At 72.5% G+C, this 21,041-nt stretch carries 18 protein-coding genes; 11 read left to right on the top strand and 7 right to left on the bottom strand.

Annotation, left to right across the window (positions count from 1 at the left end; translation table 11 throughout):
- The first annotated feature begins 79 nt into the window (after nucleotides 1-79).
- A complete protein-coding gene (locus OHS17_RS14985) occupies nucleotides 80-940 on the top strand; it encodes a dioxygenase family protein (RefSeq protein WP_330312584.1) in 861 nt (286 codons plus the stop codon).
- A 111-nt stretch (nucleotides 941-1,051) separates the two neighbouring features.
- Here the strand turns inward: OHS17_RS14985 and OHS17_RS14980 are convergent, their stop codons facing one another.
- A complete protein-coding gene (locus tag OHS17_RS14980) occupies nucleotides 1,052-2,737 on the bottom strand; it encodes a bifunctional 3'-5' exonuclease/DNA polymerase (RefSeq protein WP_330312583.1) in 1,686 nt (561 codons plus the stop codon).
- A gap of 116 nt (nucleotides 2,738-2,853) precedes the next feature.
- Between OHS17_RS14980 and OHS17_RS14975 the strand changes: the two genes are divergently transcribed.
- Both OHS17_RS14975 and OHS17_RS14970 read left to right on the top strand, forming a co-directional pair.
- On the top strand, nucleotides 2,854-4,011 hold the full coding sequence (locus OHS17_RS14975) for a DUF2786 domain-containing protein (RefSeq protein ID WP_330312582.1): 1,158 nt from the start codon (nucleotides 2,854-2,856) through the stop codon (nucleotides 4,009-4,011).
- A 62-nt stretch (nucleotides 4,012-4,073) separates the two neighbouring features.
- A complete protein-coding gene (locus tag OHS17_RS14970) occupies nucleotides 4,074-6,212 on the top strand; it encodes an FUSC family protein (RefSeq protein WP_330312581.1) in 2,139 nt (712 codons plus the stop codon).
- Between the two features lie 107 nt (nucleotides 6,213-6,319).
- Here the strand turns inward: OHS17_RS14970 and OHS17_RS14965 are convergent, their stop codons facing one another.
- Nucleotides 6,320-6,829 carry a hypothetical protein gene (locus OHS17_RS14965; protein ID WP_330312580.1) on the bottom strand — a complete coding sequence of 170 codons (510 nt, stop codon included), beginning with the start codon at nucleotides 6,827-6,829 and terminating at the stop codon, nucleotides 6,320-6,322.
- Between the two features lie 249 nt (nucleotides 6,830-7,078).
- Here OHS17_RS14965 and OHS17_RS14960 point away from each other — a divergent pair, with 249 nt between their 5' ends.
- Nucleotides 7,079-7,315 carry a DUF397 domain-containing protein gene (locus OHS17_RS14960; protein ID WP_018102227.1) on the top strand — a complete coding sequence of 79 codons (237 nt, stop codon included), beginning with the start codon at nucleotides 7,079-7,081 and terminating at the stop codon, nucleotides 7,313-7,315.
- A 103-nt stretch (nucleotides 7,316-7,418) separates the two neighbouring features.
- Here the strand turns inward: OHS17_RS14960 and OHS17_RS14955 are convergent, their stop codons facing one another.
- On the bottom strand, nucleotides 7,419-7,919 hold the full coding sequence (locus OHS17_RS14955; protein ID WP_161209112.1) for an ATP-binding protein: 501 nt from the start codon (nucleotides 7,917-7,919) through the stop codon (nucleotides 7,419-7,421).
- Nucleotides 7,920-8,266: 347 nt separating this feature from the next.
- On the opposite strand from OHS17_RS14955, the gene OHS17_RS14950 reads away from it, so the two are divergent.
- The 3 genes from OHS17_RS14950 to OHS17_RS14940 are packed head-to-tail and all read left to right on the top strand — an operon-like array spanning nucleotide 8,267 to nucleotide 11,317.
- Complete coding sequence (locus OHS17_RS14950; RefSeq protein WP_161209110.1) at nucleotides 8,267-9,130, top strand: helix-turn-helix domain-containing protein; 864 nt, start codon at nucleotides 8,267-8,269, stop codon at nucleotides 9,128-9,130.
- 54 nt (nucleotides 9,131-9,184) lie between these two features.
- Nucleotides 9,185-10,642: an aldehyde dehydrogenase family protein gene (locus tag OHS17_RS14945; RefSeq protein WP_330312579.1), complete on the top strand. Its 1,458-nt coding sequence runs from the start codon at nucleotides 9,185-9,187 to the stop codon at nucleotides 10,640-10,642.
- A gap of 57 nt (nucleotides 10,643-10,699) precedes the next feature.
- Nucleotides 10,700-11,317 (top strand): PadR family transcriptional regulator, encoded by a 618-nt coding sequence (locus tag OHS17_RS14940; protein WP_330312578.1) that lies wholly within the window; start codon nucleotides 10,700-10,702, stop codon nucleotides 11,315-11,317.
- 1 nt (nucleotide 11,318) lies between these two features.
- On the opposite strand, the gene OHS17_RS14935 is transcribed toward OHS17_RS14940, so the two are convergent.
- Nucleotides 11,319-12,743: a glutamate decarboxylase gene (locus OHS17_RS14935; RefSeq protein WP_330315263.1), complete on the bottom strand. Its 1,425-nt coding sequence runs from the start codon at nucleotides 12,741-12,743 to the stop codon at nucleotides 11,319-11,321.
- A gap of 97 nt (nucleotides 12,744-12,840) precedes the next feature.
- On the bottom strand, nucleotides 12,841-14,115 hold the full coding sequence (locus OHS17_RS14930) for an ion channel protein (protein ID WP_330312577.1): 1,275 nt from the start codon (nucleotides 14,113-14,115) through the stop codon (nucleotides 12,841-12,843).
- Between the two features lie 129 nt (nucleotides 14,116-14,244).
- Here OHS17_RS14930 and OHS17_RS14925 point away from each other — a divergent pair, with 129 nt between their 5' ends.
- Entirely contained in the window at nucleotides 14,245-15,003 is a 759-nt protein-coding gene (locus tag OHS17_RS14925; RefSeq protein WP_330312576.1) for a MerR family transcriptional regulator, read from the top strand.
- A gap of 100 nt (nucleotides 15,004-15,103) precedes the next feature.
- On the top strand, nucleotides 15,104-15,808 hold the full coding sequence (locus tag OHS17_RS14920; RefSeq protein WP_330312575.1) for a DedA family protein: 705 nt from the start codon (nucleotides 15,104-15,106) through the stop codon (nucleotides 15,806-15,808).
- 19 nt (nucleotides 15,809-15,827) lie between these two features.
- On the opposite strand, the gene OHS17_RS14915 is transcribed toward OHS17_RS14920, so the two are convergent.
- A complete protein-coding gene (locus OHS17_RS14915) occupies nucleotides 15,828-17,525 on the bottom strand; it encodes a threonine/serine ThrE exporter family protein (protein ID WP_330312574.1) in 1,698 nt (565 codons plus the stop codon).
- A 143-nt stretch (nucleotides 17,526-17,668) separates the two neighbouring features.
- Entirely contained in the window at nucleotides 17,669-18,163 is a 495-nt protein-coding gene (locus tag OHS17_RS14910; protein WP_018520452.1) for an inorganic diphosphatase, read from the bottom strand.
- Between the two features lie 86 nt (nucleotides 18,164-18,249).
- Between OHS17_RS14910 and dacB the strand changes: the two genes are divergently transcribed.
- Both dacB and OHS17_RS14900 read left to right on the top strand, forming a co-directional pair.
- Nucleotides 18,250-19,740 carry a D-alanyl-D-alanine carboxypeptidase/D-alanyl-D-alanine endopeptidase gene (gene dacB / locus OHS17_RS14905; protein ID WP_330312573.1) on the top strand — a complete coding sequence of 497 codons (1,491 nt, stop codon included), beginning with the start codon at nucleotides 18,250-18,252 and terminating at the stop codon, nucleotides 19,738-19,740.
- 49 nt (nucleotides 19,741-19,789) lie between these two features.
- A complete protein-coding gene (locus OHS17_RS14900; RefSeq protein WP_330312572.1) occupies nucleotides 19,790-20,923 on the top strand; it encodes a zinc-dependent metalloprotease in 1,134 nt (377 codons plus the stop codon).
- Nucleotides 20,924-21,041 lie beyond the last annotated feature (118 nt).

Here is a 21,041-nt window from a genome sequence, read left to right as displayed (position 1 = left end):
CGGGGCGGACCGACACCGCCCCGGGCCCCCGCACCGCGCACGTGCCCCTTCCCCCACCATCCCGAGGAGTCCGTCAGCCATGCCCCCCGCATCCCCCGAGAGCAACGAGCCCGCCGCCGCAGGCGGTCCGGCGATCAGTCGCAAGTCCCTCCTCAAGGCGGCGCTCGTGGCCACCGCCGTCCCGCTGTTCGCGGGCGGCGGGGTGGCGCTGGCCCGCGACGCCGGGAACACCGGCCGGCCGCTCGCCCCGACCCCGGACTGCGACGACGGCGACGAGCCGACGCACGACCAGATCGAGGGCCCCTACTTCAAGCCCAACTCCCCGCTCCGCACCAGCCTGGTGACCGCGTCGACGCCCGGCGTCCCGCTCACCGTCAGCGGCTACGTCTTCGGGCGCGAGTGCCGCCCGATCCCCGGTGTGCTGCTCGACTTCTGGCAGGCCGACACCAACGGCGCGTACGACATGAGCGGTTACGGCTTCCGAGGCCACCAGTTCACCGATCAGAACGGGGCCTTCACGCTCACCACGATCGTGCCCGGCCTCTACCCCGGCCGCACCCGGCACATCCATGTGAAGGCCCAGGCCCCCGGATCGGGCATCCTCACCACTCAGCTGTACTTCCCGGGCGAGCCGCGCAACAGCACCGACATGCTGTACGACGCGGCGCTGCTGATGAACGTCCGGGCGGTCGGCTCCGGCAAGGAGGGCACCTTCGACTTCGTCCTCGACGTCGCCCAGGACCCCACGGACCCGACCGATCCGCCCACCGACCCGACCGACCCGCCGACCACCCCGGGCGGCACCTGGGCGGCCGGGACGGCCTACACCGCGGGAGACCGCGTCACATACGGCGGGGCCGCCTACCGCTGTCTGCAGGCTCACACCGCCCTGACCGGCTGGGAGCCGCCGAATGTCCCCGCGTTGTGGGAACGCGGGTAGACAGCAGACGGGTTGAACGGTCGTAACCGCCGCGCCACGCGCCCCGGGCTCTCTCCCCGGGGCGCGTACGGCGCACGGCCCGGGCCGGAGGGGGTTCGGTCCCGGGCCGTTTCACTTCGCGTCCGAGTAGCGCTCCACCACCGCCGTGGTGAACGGGAAGCGCACCGGTGTCTCCCCGAAGGCCGTCCGGCCGGCCACCCCGGCCGCCTCCCGGAGCGCCGCCACGACCGCCTCCGTCTCACCGAGGGGGCAGTGCACGATCACCTCGTCGTGCTGGAAGAAGACCAGCTCCGCCCGGAGCCCGGCCACGGCGATTGCCTGCCGCAGCGCCGCCAGGAGGAGCAGCGCCCACTCCGCCGCACTGCCCTGGACCACGAAGTTCCGCGTGAACCGGCCGCGCGCCCGCGCGTCCGACGAGGCGTAACCCGGCGTGTACTCCGCCCGCGCCCCGTCCTCCTCCTGCGGGATGCCCGCCTCCTCGTCCTCCCCGTGCCCGGCCGCCGGCGGACTGGTCCGGCCCAGCCAGGTGCGTACGAGACGGCCCTCCTCGCCCGCCTTCGCGGCGTCGTCCACATAGGCGACCGCGCGCGGGAACCTGCGGCGCAGGGCCGCCAGATTCTTCAGGCCGTCCCCGGAGGTCTGCCCGTACACGGCACCGAGCAGCGCGAGCTTGGCGTGGTCGCGGTCGCCGTGGAAGGCACGGTCGGACAGCGCGGTGTAGAGGTCGCCCTCATGGCCCGCGACCTCCATCAGGCCCGGGTCGCGGGAGATCGCGGCCAGCACCCTCGGCTCCATCTGGGCGGCGTCCGCGACGACCAGGCGCCACCCCTCGTCCGCGACGACGGCCCGCCGGATCACCTTGGGGATCTGGAGCGCCCCGCCGCCGTTGGTCGTCCAGCGCCCGGTGACCGTGCCGCCCGGCTGGTACCCGGGGCGGAAGCGGCCGTCGCGTACCCAGTCCTGGAGCCAGCTCCAGCCGTGCGCGGTCCAGATCCGGTACAGCTTCTTGTACTGGACGAGCGGCGCGACCGCCGGGTGGTCCAGGGTCTCCAGCTCCCAGCGGCGCGTGGAGCGGACCTTGATCCCGGCCCGCGCGAACGCCCGCACCACATCGGCCGGGAGATCCGGGCGCACCCGGCGCCCGAAGGCGGCGGACACCTCGTCGGCCAGCTCGGCGAGGCGGCGCGGCTCGCCCCCGCCCGCGTACCGCTCGCCGAGCATTTCGTCCAGCACCTCGCGGTGGACGTCCGCCCGCCAGGGCAGGCCCGCCCGGTTCATCTCGGACGCGACGAGCATCCCCGCCGACTCGGCGGCCGTCAGCAGCCGCATCCGGTCCGGCCGGTCCGTCGCGTCGTGCCGCGCGAGCTGTGCCGCGTACACCTCGGTCAGCGCGTCGAACGGCAGCTCCGGGCCCGAGGGCGGGTCGAACAGGGAGGACTGGGAGCCGGGCTCCGCGGCCCGGGGCGGCGGATCGGGCGGCACCGGACCGCCGCGCAGCCGGGCGAGCGCGGCGGCGGCCGAGCGGGGCTCGCCGAGGCGGCCCTCGTGCCCGAGGAGCAGGGACTCGGCGGCCTCCACGTCGTAGGCCCGCTCGACCCGCACCCCGGCGGCCAGCAGCCGGGGGTAGACCTCGGCCGTCGAGCGCCACACCCAGCGGGTGACGTCCGGCCGGGAGCGGACCGCCTCCGCGAGGTCCGGCTCGGTCAGGACGGGGCCCGCCGGACGGCCGGCGCGGTCCAGCGGGGCGAGGCGCGCGCCCCCGCCCTCCGTGACGGCCAGCGCCCAGCGTTCGGTCATACGGTCGAGTCTTGCACCCGCCACTGACAACGCCCCGGAGCCCGAGTTTCGTGCGCGCGTTCGATATCCACAGCCTGTGGAGACCGCTGTGGACAGTGCTTGCTTACGCTGACCTCATGGAATCGGTGATCGACCAGGCGTTCGCGGCCGCCCTCTACACGGAGGGCGACGCCGGTCTCGACACCGGCGCCTCGCTGCTCGCCGCCGCCCCGCAGGCCGACGCGGAGCTGGTGCGCCGGGGCGAGGAGTTCGTCCGCCGGGCCTGGCAGCGCGGCTGGCTCCCCGCCGATGTCGTCCGCCTCGTCCGCCGCGACCTGGACGAGCACGCGGCGGGCCTGGCCGCCGGGCTCATCGCCTCCGAGGTCCGCCGCTACGACGAGCTGCCGCCGCGCTGGCGGTCCCAGCTGGACGAGCTGCCCGCCGCGCCGCCCGCGGGCCGGCCCGACCGCTTCTCGTACGCCTCCGCGTTCCTCGCCCTCTGCCGGCTGCTGCTCGCCCTCCCGGCCATCGAGCCCGTCGGGCCCCCGCCGGGCGCGGCGCGCGAGGCCCTGACCCGGCCGCCCGTCGCCGGGGAGCCCCGCATGCTCACCCGCATCCGCGCCCTGCTCGCGAAGGCGGAGGCGACCGGGTATCCGGAGGAGGCGGAGGCGCTGACCACCAAGGCGCAGGAGCTGATGGCCCGGCACAGCATCGACGAGGCCCTGCTCGCCGCCCGTACGCACGGCGACCGCACCCCCGGCGCCTGCCGGATCGGCGTGGATGCCCCCTACGAGACGGCCAAGGCGATCCTGCTCGACGCGGTGGCCTCGGCGAACCGCTGCCAGGCCGTGTGGAACAGCGACCTGGGCTTCACCACGGTCATCGGCTTCGAGGCGGACCTGGGGGCCGTCGAACTGCTCCACACCTCGCTGCTCGTCCAGGGCACGGCCGCGATGACCCGCGCGGAGGCGGGTCAGCGGGCCGGTGGACGCAAACGGACCAAGACGTTCCGGCAGTCCTTCCTGATGGCCTACGCCCAGCGCCTGGGCAGCCGCCTCGCCGACGGCACCGCCCGCGCCACGGCCGAGGCGGAGAGCGACACGGTCGCCGACACCGCGCTGCTCCCGGTGCTCGCCGCCCGCGACCTGGCGGTCACCGAGGCCGCCGGGCAGATGTTCCCCCGCACCACGACCACCCGGGTCAGGGGCGCGACGGACCTGGACGGCTGGACGCACGGCACCCGGGCCGCGGACCGGGCGCGGATGGGCGGGGAGCCACGGGGCATCGGGCGCTGAACGCCGCCGCCGTTCAACCCCCATAACTCGGGCAAAACGGCGGTTCCGGTTAGGCTCGGCACATGAGCTGGCTCCGGGCGCTGAAGGAGACCGCCCGCACCGGCCTGAAGATCGAGCGGCGGCGCCTCGAACCCCTGGTCGCGGTGCGCGGCGCGGCCGGGCTCGCCCTGGTCATCGGGGTCGGCCTCGCGCTGTTCGGTCCCGTGGTCGCCGCCAGCTCCGCGTTCGGCGCGTTCCAGGCCGCCATCGCCACCTTCCAGCGCAGCTGGCGCCCCCGCCCCGTCCTCGCCCTGATCTCCGGATTCAGCCTCGGTCTGTCCACCTTCGTGGGCTATGTGACCGGCACCCATCTCCTGCTCTTCGTGGTCCTCCTGATCCTCTGGACCTTCCTCGCCGGGCTCGCCTGGGCGGCGGGCCCGACCGGCGGGATCATCGCCGCGTCCAACGTCGCGATCATGCTCGTGACCATCACCCTGCCGACCTCCGTCGCCCAGGCGGCCCTGCACGGCGCGATGATCATGTTCGGCGGGGTGGTCCAGGCGGCGCTGATCGTGCTCTTCCCGATCCGCAGATGGGGCGCCCAGCGCGACGCGCTCGCCGACGCGCTGGCCGCCGAGGCCGACTACGCCCGGCGGCTGCGCCACGACCCGGTCGCCCACTTCGACCCGGAGCCGCTGATGCTCGCGCGCCGGGCCGCCGCCGTCACCGCCCGCGAGGCCCGCCGCCGACCCGCCGAACTGCACGGCTCACGCGGGGTCGCCGAACGCATCAGGCCGGTCCTGGCCTCGCTCGCCGACCCGGCCATGGGCGTGCCCGCCGAGGGCCCCGAGCGCGACCGCGTCCGCGAGCTGCTGGCCGCCGCCGGATCGCTGCTCGACGCGGCCGCCCGGGCGATCCGCAAGGGCGACCCGGTCAAGCTGCCCGCCCCGGCCGTCGCCGCGCTGAAGACCCCCGACACCGGGGCCCTGCTCGCCGGACCGCCGCTGCGCGCCGCCGACCGGCTCGCCGCCCTGCTCTCCGACGTCATCGAGGCCGCCGAGGGCGACGGCACCAAGGAGGAGCGGGCCGGGGCCGAGGAGGCCGCCGACGCCATCAAGGAGAGCCGGCTCCCCGCCGAGCACCACCCGCGCCCCGGACTGCTGCGCCTCGCACCGGTCGTCGTCGGGGCGATGCGCCGCGAGGTGCACCACGGCTCCCCGATCCTGCGGCACGCGATCCGGCTCTCCGCCGTCGCCGCGGTCGGCTACCTCCTGGGCCGCCTGCTGCCGCTCGGACACGGCTACTGGGCGCCCCTGGCGGCCGTGATGGTGATGCGCCCGGAGTTCTCGCAGACGTACTCCCGCGCGGTCGCCCGGTTCGGCGGCACCCTCGTCGGCGTCTTCCTCGCCTCCGCGATCGTGGAGGCCGCGCACCCGGGCACCGGACCGCTCGCCGCCCTCGCCGTGGGCTGCGCCCTGCTGATGTACCTGCTGATGCGGACCGGCTACGCGGTCGCCCAGGCGTGCGTCGGCGCCTATGTCGTCTTCCTGCTCGGCATGGCCGGCGACGACCTGTCCCAGACGGTGTTCGAGCGGGTGCTCCTCACCCTGGGCGGCGGGCTCCTGGCGATGATCTCGTACGCCGTCTACCCGGCCTGGGAGACCCCGCGCCTGCGGACCCGGCTCGGCGACTGGCTGAAGGCGGACGGCCGGTACGCGGCGGCGGTCGTGGACCAGTACGCGGACCCGGCCGAACGTGGCCGGGGCGATGTGCGGCACGCCCTGCTCGCCACCCGCGAGGCCCGGGTCGCCTGGCAGGAGGCGGTGGCGACGGCCCGGCACGAACCGGTGCGCCACCGGGGCCTCTCGCACGCCGCCGCCGACGCCACCCAGCACTCCCTGGCCCAGCTCGGCCGGGTCGCGATGCTGCTGGAGGCCCACATCCCGCGCCGCGGGGCCACGCCCGTGCCGGGGGCGGCCGCGCTGGCCGAGGCGCTGCGCCGGACCACGGACCGGGGTGCCAAGGCGGTGCGGGAGCGGCGGGTGCCGGACTGGACGCCGGTGCGGGAGGCGCTGGAGCGCTGGGACGCGGAGAGCCGGGCGCGCGAGGAGGAGGCGGCGGAGGGCGGTGCGCCGCCCTCCGCCGGGGCCGGTCTCGTACGCAACAACGTGGCCCTGCTCCTCGACGCGCTGGAGGACTTCTCACGGGGCCTGGCCTCTTAGGGCGCGCCCGAAAAGTCCCGTCTGGCCCGCGACGCCCTTCGGGCGTACGACGGGACTTTCCGGGCACGCCCTAGGTCGGGCCCGGAAAGCCCCGCGGCGTCACGGCGTCACGGCGTCGGCAGGTCCGACATGCCGGGGATGTCGGGGATGCCCTCCAGTGCGTCCGAGTCGGTCTTCTTCAGTGTGTCCTTCGTTCCGCTGCCCCACGCGACCACGACGGTCTTGCCGTCGTTGGACTCGACCTCGCCCGTGATCCGGGTGGTGTCGCCGTCGGCGCACTTCAGCTCCAGGGCCGGCTTGCCCTCGCCCGAGACGGTGCCCGTGCAGACATGGGCGTCGGCGAGGACGACGGCCTGCCCGGCGGCCACGGACAGCACCACCGGCTGGCCGTCGTCGGTCTTGCCCGACCAGGCGCCCTCCAGCGCCTTCGCGTCGCCCGCGGAGCCGCCCCCGGTGCTGCTGTCCGCGTCGCCGCCGCCGCCCGTCGTGGGGCTCGTGCTGGACCCGGAATCCTTGCCCGAGTCGTCCTTGTCGCCGTCGCTTCCGCAACCGGTGAGCGCGAGCGCGGCCAGCAGTCCGGTCGCGAGGACTGCGCCGGTACGTGCGATTTTGTGCATGTGGAATTCCCCCTGGAAGACGAATGGCCATCCAAGCTACCAGTGGGTCGCAGGGGGTGCCGAGAAGTCAACTCCCGGAATCGGGAGCCGGAGAGGCCGTTCACACGTCTCTATGGGCGGGAGCTGTAATCACGGCGACACCCCGCGTGCACGTGCATCCGCCCGTGCATCCGCCCATGCATCGGGAATTGAACACAGCTATGATCCGGGACAGTTGACACTTGCACCTTGCAACTCGGGGAGCGTCCTGTGCACCACGTGTACAACGGCATGGCGGCCACAGAGCTTCGCGGAGTCGTCTGGCAGAAGAGCAGACACAGCAACTCCCAGGGGTCCTGCGTGGAGTTCGCGAAACTGCCCGACGGAGATGTGGCGATGCGTAATTCGCGCCACCCGGACGGGCCGGCGCTGGTCTACACGCCGGCCGAGATAGAGGCGCTGCTCCTCGGCGTGAAGGACGGCGAGTTCGACCACCTGGTGGGCTGACGGCCCCGTACACCACAGAGGGCCGAACCCCGCGGGAATCCAGCGGTGTCCGACCCTCGGGCGGTGTGTCACGCGGTGCGCCGGCCGGTCGCACCGCCCCCGTTCACACCGGGTCGGTCAGTCTGAACAGAGCCCAGACGACCTTGCCTCGGGAAGCCGCCGTGCCCGGCGCGCTCTCGGTGGTCAGTACGGGGGAGGGGTGCCAGCCCCAGCAGTCGCTGAAGGACTCCACCAGGAACAGCCCCCGCCCCGACTCGGCGGAGTCCGCCGCCTCGGAGGCGACCGGGCTCGCCTGACTGGGATCGCGCACCGCGCACACCAGCCGCGAGGTCCAGCGCATCAGGTGCAGCCGTACGGGCGGCTCCTGGGGCTCGCGCGGGGCGTCGGCCGGCAGGGCGTGCCGCAGGGCGTTGGTGACCAGCTCGGAGACGACGAGGGCGACATCGTCGAAGCGCTCGCTCAGCCCCCATCCGCCCAGCGTGGACCGGGTGAACTGCCGCGCGCCGCCGACCGCTTCGTAGTGCGGTGGCAGGGTGCAGGTGGCCGACCCGGAGACGGCCGAGGGGTCGATGGGAGGAAGCCCCTGCCGTAACGGCTCGAGCATCGTCGATCCATTCGTCCCCATGCGAGGCACTCCCGGGAATCGCGGCTGGACCGGTACTCCGTACCGGCGACAGCGGCACAACACGAACGAGAACGCAGGTGCGCGGGCTCCATGGTTCCGAATGCGCACAGCAGATGCAAGGGCAGATGCACGTGCACGCGCCTGACCTGTCCGACGCCGTCCGGTTCTTGCTCATTTCTTCCCCGTCCCGGTTTCGGCGTCTCCCCAAGCTCTTCCCATTTCCGTAATCGAATGAGTACGGGGCGAAGCGTTTTGATGGCAGAATCCGGCACTTGGGGTTCAGGGGGAGCCCCGGTGCCAGGAAGCGATGGGGAGGGTTGGGACCAGTGGCGGCAGGCGAGTCGAGTGGGTCCGTGGTGCGGCGCATCCTGCTGGGCTCTCAGCTCAGGAGACTGCGTGACTCGCGAGGCATCACGCGCGAGGCGGCCGGCTACTCGATCCGGGCCTCCGAATCGAAGATCAGCCGCATGGAGTTGGGACGGGTGAGCTTCAAGGCCAGGGACGTCGAGGATCTGCTCACGCTCTACGGCGTCACGGACGAGGCGGAGCGCGACTCCCTGCTCGCCCTGGCCCGTGAGGCCAACGTGGCGGGCTGGTGGCACAGTTACGGGGATGTACTGCCCGGCTGGTTCCAGACGTACGTCGGTCTGGAGGGTGCGGCCTCGCTCATCAGGATCTACGAGGTCCAGTTCGTGCACGGACTGCTCCAGACCGAGGACTACGCCCACGCGGTCGTCTCCCGGGGCATGCGCGGCGCGCCGCCCGCCGAGATCGAGCGCCGCGTCGCCCTGCGCCTCGAACGGCAGAAGGTCCTCGTCTCCGAACGGGCGCCCCGCTTCCACGCCGTACTGGACGAGGCGGCGCTGCGCCGCCCGTACGGTGGACGTGAAGTGATGCGGGCGCAATTGCGGCATCTGATCGATATGTCGGAACAACCGAACATCACGCTCCAGGTGATGCCGTTCAGTTTCGGCGGCCACTCCGGAGAGAGCGGATCGTTCACCATGCTGCGATTCCCGGAATCCGATCTGTCGGACATCGTGTATTTGGAGCAGCTGACGAGCGCGCTCTATCTGGACAAGGACGAGGAAGTCGCCCAGTACGAAAAGGCGATGACGCGGCTCCACGAGGAGTGCCCTGACCCGGAGGAGAGTCGTGACCTGCTCCGAGGACTTCTCCAACTCTCCTGAATTTTCAGTACGATGGCGCTCCTACAGGAGTCTGCACCTGAGTTAAGGGATCGCATGTCCTTCTTCCAAGAGCTGGCCGGCCAGTACATCGACGGTGAATGGCGGACGGGCACCGGCTCCTGGGACATCATCGATTTCAATCCGTACAACGGCGAGAAGCTCGCCGCGATCACCATCGCCACCGCCGCCGAGGTGGACAGCGCCTACCGCGCCGCCGAGCGCGCGCAGGGCGAGTGGGCGGCGGCGAGCCCGTACCACCGCCGGGACGTCCTGGAGCGCGCGCTGCGGGTCACCGAGGAGCTGGCCGGTGAGATCACCGAGGCGATCATCGACGAGCTGGGCAGCACCCGCTCCAAGGCCGAGTACGAGCTGAGCCTCACCCAGGAGTTCCTGCGCGAGGCCGCCCGCCAGACGCTCGCCCCGGAGGGGCGCATCATGCCGTCCACCACCGACGGCAAGGAGAACCTCCTCTACCGGCTGCCCGTCGGGGTCGTCGGTGTCGTCGGCCCGTTCAACTTCCCCCTGCTGGTGACGATGAAGTCGGTCGCACCGGCCCTCGCCCTCGGCAACGCGGTCGTCGTCAAGGCCAACCAGAACTCGCCCGTGGTCGGCGGCGGGCTGATCGCCAGGATCTTCGAGGAGGCCGGGCTGCCGGCCGGCCTGCTCAACGTGGTCGTCACCGACATAGCCGAGATCGGCGACGCCTTCATCGAGCACCCCGTGCCCCAGGTGATCTCCTTCGTCGGCTCCGACCGGGTCGGCCGCCATGTCGCCGCCACCGCGGGCGCCCTCTTCAAGCGGACCGTTCTCGAACTCAGCGGCAACAGCGCCCTGGTGGTGCTGGACGACGCGGACATCGACTACGCGGTCGACGCCGCAGTCTTCAGCCGGTTCGTCTACTCCGGCCAGGTCTGCATGGCCGCCAACCGCATCCTGGTGGACCGCGCGGTGGCCGCCGCGTTCACCGAGAAGTTCTGCGCCCGCGTCGCCGCCCTCAGGACCGGCGACCCGCGCGAGCCGGAGACCCATATCGGCCCCGTCATCAACACCTTCCACGCCGACTCGCTGGCCGCCCTGGTCGACCAGGCGATCGCCGCGGGCGCCGAGGCCCCGGTGCACGGACGGGTGCGCGGCAATCTGATCGAGCCGACCGTGCTCACCGGGCTGCCCGAGGACTCCCCGCTGCTGCACCAGGAGATCTTCGGCCCGGTCGCGCTGCTGGTGCCCTTCGACGGCGAGGACGAGGCGGTGCGGATCGCCAACGACAGCCCGTACGGCCTCAGCGGCGCCGTGCATACCGCGCGCACCGGGCGGGGCGTCCGGTTCGCCCAGCGCATCCGCAGCGGCATGTTCCACGTCAACGACTCCACCGTGCACGACGATCCGGGCATCGCGTTCGGCGGCGAGAAGGACTCCGGTCTGGGCCGGATGAACGGGGACGCGGCGGTGGACGCGTTCACCACCCAGAAGTGGATCTCCGTCCAGCACGGCCGCAGCGTCTTCCCCTTCTGACCTCGCCCTACACCGCCCGCTAGGGTGGGCGACGGGTTGACCAGAGAGGTGGAGGGCATGTCCGCGATCCGGCTGCTGGTCCTCGGCGCCGTGCGCCAGCACGGCCGGGCCCACGGCTACCAGGTCCGCAACGACCTGGAGTACTGGGGCGCCCACGAGTGGTCCAACGCCAAGCCCGGCTCCGTCTACCACGCGCTGAAACAGCTCGCGAAGCAGGACATGCTCCTCGCCCACGAGGTGGCCCCGAGCACCGCGGGCGGCCCGCCGCGCATCGAATACGAGATCACGGGGCGCGGCACCGAGGAGTACTTCGCCCTGCTGCGCGCCTCGCTCACCTCGTACGACCAGCGGATGGACGTCCTCTCGGCGGGCATCGGCTTCATCGTCGACCTGGAACGCGCCGAGGCGGTCGCCCTGCTCCGGGAGCGCCTGGAGAACCTCTCGGCCTGGCGCTCCGCCGTCACCGAGCACTACCTCCCCGAGGGCGGCCCGGAGCAGCTGGGCCACATCGGCGAGGTCATGAACTTCTGGGTCCACTCGGCGGACGCGGGCGCGGAGTGGACGCGCGGCCTGATCACCCGGATCGAGGCCGGCGCCTACGTCTTCGCGGGCGAGGGTGACGCCTTCGTCGGCGTACTCGCGGAGGGCGAGGAGAACCCGTACGCGACCGGGTAGTTCAGTGGTGGAAGGACGTGGCCGCGTTCTGGTCCCTGGTCAGCGGGTGCGGCTGGGCGCGGAGTTCGGGCATCAGGAGGCGCAGGTCCTCCAGGAACAGTTCCGCCAGGTCCGACGAGAAGCCGTTGCGGCACACGATCCGGAGTACGGAGAGGTCCTGCCGGTTGGCGGGGAAGGTGTACGCGGGCACCAGCCAGCCGCGTTCGCGCAGCCGCCGTGACACGTCGAAGACGTCGTACGCCGTCACCTCCGGCTTGGTGGTGAGCGCGAAGACGGGCAGCTGGTCGCCCCGGGTGAGCAGCCGGAAGTCGCCCAGCTCCTCGATCTGCGCGGCGAGCCCGGTCGCCACGTCCCGGGCGGCCTGCTGCACGGCCCGGTAGCCGTCCCGGCCCAGCCTCAGGAAGGTGTAGTACTGCGCGACGACCTGGGCGCCGGGCCGGGAGAAGTTCAGCGCGAAGGTGGGCATGTCGCCGCCCAGGTAGTTCACCCGGAAGACCAGCTCCTCGGGCAGCTCCTCGGGCGAGCGCCACAGCGCCCAGCCGACGCCCGGGTAGACCAGGCCGTACTTGTGGCCGGAGGTGTTGATGGAGGAGACCCGGGGGAGCCGGAAGTCCCACACCAGGTCCGGGTCGAGGAACGGCGCGACCATGGCGCCGGAGGCCCCGTCGACGTGGACGGGGATGTCGAGACCGGTGCGCTCCTGGAGGTCGTCCAGGGCCGCGCACAGCTCCGCGACCGGCTCGTAGCTGCCGTCGAAGGTGGAGCCGAGGATGCCGACGACGCCGATGGTGTTCTCGTCGCACAGCTCCACGGCGGCCTGCGGGTCGAGGTGGAAGCGGTCGCCCTCCATGGGGACGAGGCGCGGCTCGACCTCCCAGAACGTGCAGAACTTCTCCCAGCACACCTGCACGTTCACCCCCATCACGAGGTTGGGCTTGGCGCTCGCCGGGTAGCGGTCGGCGTTCCTGGCCGCCCAGCGGCGTTTGAGCGCCATCGCGGCGAGCATGCACGCCTCGCTGGACCCGGTCGTGGAACAGCCGACGGCCGCCGAGGGGTCGGGTGCGTGCCAGAGGTCGGCGAGCATCGACACACAGCGCCGCTCCAGCTCGGCGGTGCGCGGGTACTCGTCCTTGTCGATCATGTTCTTGTCGCGGCACTCGCCCATCAGCACCCCGGCCTGGGGCTCCATCCAGGTGGTGACGAAGGTGGCGAGGTTGAGCCGCGAGTTGCCGTCCAGCATCAGCTCGTCGTGGACGAGCCCGTACGCGGTGTGGGGCGGCAGCGGTCCGTCCGGCATCCGGTGCCGGGGCGGGGCCGCCTCCATCCCGGCGACCGGGTCGGCGACCCCGTAGAACGGGTTGAGCGCCAGTTTGCGCTGCTTGATCGACGGTTCGCCCTCGTGCGCGGAGCCCCGGTGGAGCGGCATCACGGACCTGCCCTTCTCGGCTCGCGCCCGCGAGACCGGACGAATCCGACGATACGGACGACCCCGGCGCCCGGCGCCCGGTGCTGGTCCGTCCGGCTCAGCGCAGCGGAGTGCCGTCCTCCCGCAGCTGCATCAGCGGCCGGCCGGTCACCAGCAGCCAGGCGGGCAGTGAGGCCACGCACAGCACCGGCAGCAGGGCCGTGTCGAAGCCCAGCACCGCCGCCGTGAACAGGCTCAGCCAGCCCTGCCGGGTGACGGCCAGCAGGACGCCCAGCACCCCGCAGGTCGCCGCCAGCGCCACCGGCACCCCGTCCACGAGGGCGTGGGCGCACAGTCCGAGCGCGACGCCCGAGAACACCGCCGGGAAGATCCGGCCGCCCCGGAAGCCGCAGGTCGCCGCGATCACCAGGGCCGCCGTCTTCACCACCGCCATCGTCCCGAATTCGGCGGCCGACCAGCCGTCCGGATCGGCGGCGATCGTCTTCACCTCGTCCAGCCCCTTGAACAGCGTCAGGTGCCCGCCGAGCGCCCCGAGCAGGCCGAGCGCGAGGCCGCCCAGCGTCAGGGCGAGCACCGGGTGCGGCAGGGCCCGGAAGAAGCGGTGGACCAGGGGGAACGCGTATACCGCCGCGAGGCCGAGGACCGCTCCGGCCGACGCGATCACGAGGGCGGCGAGCAGGTCGCTCCAGCCGGTGTGCGTGTACGGGGGCAGCGACAGGTCGAAGCTGGGGTGGGCGGCCAGCGACATGGTGAGGGAGCCCGCCGCCCCGGCCGCCAGGGGCCCGAACAGCTTGTCCCAGAGGGCGCCGGGGGCGGGCGTGGCGGCCAGCGTCTCGGTGAGGATCAGGGCGGCGGCGACCGGGGTGCCGAAGAGGGCGCCGATGGTGCCGGCGGCGGCGAGCGCGAGCCACAGCTCACCGGGCGCGCCCGGGGCGATCCGGCGGCCGGCCCAGGCGGCCAGGGCGATGTTGGCCGCGGTGATCGGGTTCTCCGGGCCGAGGCTGACGCCGCCCGCCAGGGCCAGGACGGTGACCACGAGCAGACCGGGCACCACGTAGGGCGGCAGCGGAGGGTCGACCAGGCCCATGGTCGCCGGGTCCGGGCCGCCCCGGCCGGGTACGGCGCGCAGGGCCAGGCCGGTCACCAGGCCCATGGCCGTGAGCATCACGATCATCCACAGCGAGGAGTACCGGCCCACGGACAGCGCGTCGGGCAGCGTCTCCCACAGCACGTCCTGGAGCTGCTCCGCGAGCAGGCTGACCCCGAGCAGTACCAGGGCCGAGGCCACGCCCACGGCCAGGGCGGGCACGATGAGCACGAGCAGCCGGCGGGCGGGGGCGGGCTCGGCGGCGACGGCGGAATCGGTCGGCATCGGCACACCATAGCGACGTGAAAGCCGTAAAACCGTTCAAAAGGTGCGAGCGGCAGGCGGGACTTGCACCTCACGCGGCGTGAGGGCCGAGGCTCGTACCCGTACCCACACAGGAAGGAGCGGGGAGCCATGGAGCACTCCGTGGGACAGGTCGCCGGCTTCGCCGGGGTCACGGTGCGCACCCTGCACCACTACGACACCATCGGCCTGCTCTCACCGGGCGGGCGCAGCCACGCGGGCCACCGGCGCTACGACGACGCCGATCTGGACCGGCTGCAGCAGATCCTCTTCTACCGGGAGCTCGGCTTCCCGCTGGACGAGATCGCGGACCTGCTCGACGACCCGGACGCGGACCCGCGGGAGCACCTGCGCCGCCAGCACGCGCTGCTGTCGCACCGGATCGAGGAGCTTCAGCGGATGGCCGCCGCCGTAGAGACAGCGATGGAGGCACGCAGGATGGGCATCAACCTCACCCCCGAGGAGAAGTTCGAGGTCTTCGGCGACAAGGACCCCGACCAGTACGCCGAGGAGGCCGAGCGCCGCTGGGGCGGCACCGACACCTACGCCGAGTCGCAGCGCCGGGCCGCCCGCTACACGAAGGAGGACTGGCAGCGGATCAAGGCCGAGGTCGCCTCCTGGGGCGAGCGCTACGACGCGCTGATGGAGGCCGGTGAGCCGGCCGACGGCGAGCGCGCCACGGACCTCGCGGAGGAGCACCGGCTCCACATCTGCACCTGGTACTACGAGTGCACCTACGAGATCCACCGCGGCCTCGGCGAGATGTACGTCGCCGATCCGCAGTTCAAGGCGTTCTACGACGCCATGCGCCCGGGCCTCGCCGAGCACCTGCGCGACGCGATCGAGGCGAACGCCCGCCGCCGGGCGTAAACGGTCACGGAGGCGGGTGGAACCCGTGGCCGCCCCGGGGCGTTGATAGCTTGGGGCGGCCACGCAGCCGCCCATCGACCTCATCCTGGAGCCCGGACCCTTGAATACGCTTGCGCTCGGACCGAGCTGGCTGGACCCGGACTATCTCATCGGACAGTTCGGCCTGGCCGGTGTGCTGGTCATCGTCTTCGCCGAGTCCGGGCTGCTCATCGGCTTCTTCCTGCCCGGTGACTCCCTGCTGTTCACCACGGGCCTGCTGGTCACGACCGACAAGCTGCACACCCCGCTCTGGCTGGTCTGCGTCCTGGTCGCGCTCGCCGCGATCATCGGAGACCAGGTGGGCTACCTCTTCGGCCGCAAGGTCGGCCCCTCGCTCTTCAGCCGGCCCGACTCCCGCCTCTTCAAGCAGGAGAACGTCGAGAAGGCCCACGAGTTCTTCGAGAAGCACGGCCCGAAGTCGCTGATCCTGGCCCGCTTCGTGCCGATCGTGCGGACCTTCACCCCGATCATCGCGGGCGTCAGCCGGATGAACTACCGCTCGTTCATCGTGTTCAACGTGATCGGCGGCGTCCTCTGGGGCGTCGGCGTGACGCTGCTCGGCGCCGCCCTCGGCAACGTCGAGTTCGTCCACAAGAACATCGAGGCGATGCTCGTCCTGATCGTGCTGATCTCGGTCGTCCCGATCGCCATCGAGTTCCTGCGCGCCCGGAGCAAGTCCAAGAAGGAGGGCCCGGCCGCCGGAGGCGGCGAGGTGCCCCCGCAGGACCCGGCGGGCGGCCGCCGCGGCCGCCACGCCAGGCGCTGAGCGCCGTACGCCTCTGAGGTCAGAAGCCGCGCGTCCGCTTGGCCGCGCGGCGGTTCGCGCCGCCGACCGCGCCCGGTACCCGCATGAACAGCCGGGAGATCTCGCTCCCCAGATTCACCCCGATGGCGATGGCCAGTGCCGTCGCCACCGCCGTGGACAGCGAGGCGAGGCCCTGCGACAGGTGATTCTGCGCCACACCCAGCAGACCGAAGTACGTCGCCGAACCGGGCAGCAGCGGCCCGATCGCCGCCGTGATGTACGGCAGCGACGACGTGTAGCGGTACCGCGAGAACAGCTGCCCGAACAGCCCCACGAGCCCGGCCGCCGCAGCCGTCGCGGCCACCGCCGACAGGTTGCCCGTCCGGGCCATCGCCCCGAAGACGATCCAGGCCACGCCGCCGTTCAGGGTCACCGCGAGCACCGTCGCCCGCTCCTGCTGGAGCAGGATCGCGAAGGACAGGGTCAGCACCATCGACGCCAGGATCTGGATCACCGGCCGGTCGTGGGTGATGAGCCGCGCGTCCGGGTCCAGCTTCGCGCCCAGCTGAAGCCCCCCGTACAGGGCCAGCAGCACCCCGGTGACGATCGCGATGAAGAAGTACATGACCTCCAGGAGCCGCGCCGAGGCCGTGATGTAGTACCCGGTCAGCCCGTCCTGCACGCCCGCCACCAGCGCCCGCCCCGGCAGCAGCGCGAACAGCCCACCGGTGATCACCGCCGACGGCCGTACGTCCGACCAGTGCGTCAGCGTCAGCGCCACGCCCATCGCGGCGGGCGGCATCGCCGCCACCACGAACTGGTAGAACTCCGGCAGCCCGCGCCCCGCGCACAGCCAGGCCAGCCGGTCACCGAGCATCGCCCCGAGCGCCGCGACCACGAACACCAGCGGACCACCGCCGACCAGCACGGACGCCGCCCCGGCCAGCCCGCCGGCGGCCATCGTGAGCACCCAGCCGGGATACGGGTGCCGGTTGCGCCGGATCTCCGCGAGCCGCCGGTAGGCCTCCTCCAGCGACACCTCGTCGTCGGCCGTCGTGATGTCGTCGATCAGCCGGAAGACCGCCGCCAGCCGCGTGTAGTCGGTGCCCCGTCGGCGTACCGTACGGCTCGCCGTCACCGGGTCGTCCACCAGCGACGGCTGGTGCGAGATCGACAGCAGCGTGAACGTCACGGTCGGCTCGCAGCGGTCGAGCCCGTAGCTCCGCATCACCGCGAACATGGCCGCCTCGACGTCCTCGGCGCCCTCACCGCCCGCGAGCAGCAGTTCCCCGATACGCAGCGTCAGGTCGAGCACGCGCGGAACCGGAGGTCCCTCCTCCTCGTCGTGCCGCTGGACCGGCTCCGTGGCCGGGCGCTCGGCCACCGGCATCCGCAGCATGGTGCGCATCCGGTCCTGCCAGGGCGCCTCCTTGGTCAGCCGGACCATCGGCACCCCGTACGCCGGGGTGAACGCCGGCGGGGAGTCCCGGAAGCTGTACGTGCTCGGCGTCGCGAACGCCGAACCGGTCGTCTCGGACCCGGAAGCGGAACCCGTACCGGAACCGGAACCAGGGGCCGGCTGCTCCGGCGTCACGCCCTCCGGAAGGGCGAACTCCGACGTCGGGTGGTCCTCCTCCGGCGGCGCCGCCGGTTCGGTCCCGGCCGGCCACGAGAAGGCGCTGTGCGCCTCATCGGACTGGGGCTTCTCGTCCTCGGGCCCGCCCGGTTCCGCCACCACTCGACCTCGTTCCTCCTCGGCTGCGCGTCCTCGGGCGCACTCCTGCCCAGTATGGCCACGCCCAAGGGAGGGCACACGGAACGGGCGGCACACCCGCGTGGGTGTACCGCCCGTTTCGTAGCCCGCTCACACGAAGCGGAACGTCAGTGCGCGCCGCCCTGCGCCTCAAGGCGCTTGCGGGAGGCGACGATCTCGGCCTCGGCCTCGGCGCGGCCGACCCAGTCGGCGCCCTCGACGGACTTGCCCGGCTCCAGGTCCTTGTAGACCTCGAAGAAGTGCTGGATCTCCAGGCGGTCGAACTCCGACACGTGCTGGATGTCCTGGAGGTGCTCCACCCGGGGGTCGGAGGCCGGGACGCACAGCAGCTTGTCGTCGCCGCCGGCCTCGTCGGTCATCCGGAACATGCCGATCGCGCGGCACTTGATGAGGCAGCCCGGGAACGTCGGCTCCTCCAGGATCACCAGCGCGTCCAGCGGGTCGCCGTCCTCACCGAGGGTGTCCTCGACGAAGCCGTAGTCCGCCGGGTAGCTGGTCGAGGTGAAGAGCCGACGGTCCAGACGAATCCGGCCGGTCTCGTGATCCACCTCGTACTTGTTGCGCGAACCCTTCGGGATCTCGATAACGACGTCGAACTCCACGGGTGGCTCCTCCATGATCAACACATACGACTGGTGGTTAAGTGTCCCTCACGCAGATGTGTGCTCGCGAAAGGGGCTGGTCAACGGTGGCCGAGCCGGTGGAAAGACCGTCGACGGAACCGCCCGGCACGCCCGGCGGCGGTATCGCGGCCCGTCTGGGCGTACGCGGCGGAGTGAACGACTGGCAGTTCACGGCCGTGTCCGCCGTCGTCGGACTGGCCCTCGCGGCCGGCGCCGTCCTCGCCGCCGGACCCTGGGACTCGGGTCAGCGTAAGGCCGAGCGGGACCGGGCGGTCGCCGCCGAAGGAACAGGTGGCGTACATCACGACGGGGGCGACCCGGAGGGCCCCGCACCCGCCCCCAGCGCCCCCGCCGTCCTCGCCGCCCTGTCCGCCGCGGGCACCGGCCCGAAGGACGCCCCGGCCGGCGCCACCCGCGACCTGCGCGCCGTCCTGGAACCGCTGCTGGAGAACGACGCGCTGGGCACCCGGCGCGCCGCCGTCGTCATCGACACCGCCACCGGCAAGCGGCTCTACGGCAAGGGCGCCGACGCCCCCATGACACCCGCCTCCACCGTCAAGATCGCCACCACCGTCGCCGCCCTCGGTGCCCTCGGCCCCGCCCACCGCATCCCCACCACCGTGCGCGCCTCCGACGACCTGCGCACCGTCACCCTCGTCGGCGGCGGCGACCCCACCCTCGACAAGGCCGCCCTGCGCGCCCTCGCCACCGAGACCGCCCGCGCCCTCAAGGCAGGCAAGGCCCCCTCCGTACGGCTGCGCTACGACGCCTCCGCCTATTCGGGGCCCACGCACCACCCGATCGGCCCCAACGAGAACATCGCGCCCATGAGCGCCCTGATGCTGAACGAGGGCCGCCAGGACGACTCCGTCAAGGGTCCCGCCGCACGCACCGAGGACCCGGCGGGCGACGCCGCGCGCGCCTTCGCCGGATACCTGAAGGACGCCGGGGTCGCCACCAAGGGCGCCCCCGCCCCCGGCCGCCCCGCCAAGACGTCCCGTACGGTCGCCACCCACCTCTCCGCCCCGCTCTCCGGCCTGGTCGAACGCGCCCTGACCAACAGCGACAACGACATCGCCGAGGCCCTGGCCCGGCAGACCGCCATCGCCGCCGGGCAGCCCGCCGACTTCACCGGCGGCCGACGGGCCGTCACCGCCGGTCTGAAGAAGCTCGGCCTGCCCCTCAAGGGCGTGAACATCGCCGACGGCAGCGGGCTCAACCGCGAGGACAAGGTGACCGCGGCCCTGCTCGCCGGTCTCCTCGCCCGGGCGGCCGATCCCGCCCACCCCGAACTGCGCCCCGTCCTCACCGGCCTCCCCGTGGCCGGTTTCAGCGGCACGCTCAGCAGCCGTTACACCAGCGAGGCAGGCGGCACCGGCTTCATCCGCGCCAAGACCGGCACCCTCACCGGCGTCAACAGCCTCGCCGGGACCGTCGTGGACACCCAGGGACGACTGCTCTCCTTCGCCTTCCTCGCCTCCGGCACCACCGCCCCCACCGAGGCCCAGAAGGCCCTCGACAAACTCGCCACCGCACTCGGCGCCGGGAAGCGATGAGCGCGTCAACACCGCACCGCATCAAGGAGCGAGCACGTACGGTTGACGCATGACGAGCATCGGTGGTGCAGGGATGGTCGACTGGAACCTCGCGGTCGCGACCGCGACCCGGCTTGTGCGACCGGGTCCCGAGATCAGCCGCGAGGAGGCCCGCGAGGTCGTGGCGGAGCTGCGCAGGCACGCGAAGGCGGCGGAGGAGCACGTCCGCGCCTTCACCCGGATGATCCCCGAGGGAACCGAGCCGGAGGACACCCCCGTCCTCGTCGTGGACCGCACCGGCTGGATCAAGGCCAACGTCGCCGGATTCCGCGAACTGCTGCGCCCCCTCCTGGAGAAGATGGAGGAACGGCGCTCCGGCGGCGCGGGCGGCGCCGTGCTCGGCGCGGTCGGCTCCAAGGTCACCGGCGTCGAGGTCGGCATGCTGCTGTCCTTCCTCGCCTCCCGCGTCCTCGGCCAGTACGAGACCTTCGCCCCCGCCTCCCGCGAGCTCCCCGCCTCCGCCGAAGGCGGCGGACGCCTCCTGCTCGTCGCGCCGAACATCGTCCACGTGGAACGCGAGCTGGACGCGGACCCGCACGACTTCCGGCTCTGGGTCGCCCTCCACGAGGAGACCCACCGCACCCAGTTCACCGCGGTGCCCTGGCTCCGCGACCACCTCCAGGGCGAGATCCAGTCCTTCCTGGACGAGACCGACGTCGACCCGATGACCTTCCTGGAGCGGCTGCGCGAGGCCGCCCAGTCCCTCGCCGGCGGCCGGCCCGAGGGCGAGGAGGGCGAGGACGGCGGCCGCAGCCTGGTCGAGCTCGTCCAGACCCCCGCCCAGCGCGAGATCCTCGGCCGCCTCACCGCCGTGATGTCCCTCCTGGAAGGACACGCCGACTACGTGATGGACGGCGTCGGCCCCGAGGTGGTCTCCTCCGTCGCCGAGATCCGCGAGAAGTTCCAGCAGCGCCGCGCCCAGGGCGCCGGCCGCCTCGACCAGGCCCTGCGCAAGCTGCTCGGCCTCGACGCCAAGCTGCGCCAGTACCGGGACGGCGAACGCTTCGTGCGCGCCGTCGTGGACGAGGTCGGCATGGACGGCTTCAACCGGGTGTGGACCTCGCCCAACACCCTCCCCACCAAGGCGGAGATCGCCCGCCCCGCGGACTGGATCGCGAGGGTGCACCGTAAGGCAGAGTCGTGATCAAGGTCCCCGGTACGAAGGCAACGCGCCGGTAATCACCCATCCGAGGGACCGTAGGGGCATGGGAAGGCGTGCAATGCTCGATGAACGGCATTGCTCTGTCACCATCGACGCACTC

The organism is Streptomyces sp. NBC_00523, from assembly GCF_036346615.1.
Lineage (GTDB): Bacteria > Actinomycetota > Actinomycetes > Streptomycetales > Streptomycetaceae > Streptomyces.
This window is presented reverse-complemented; position numbering and strand designations above follow the sequence as displayed.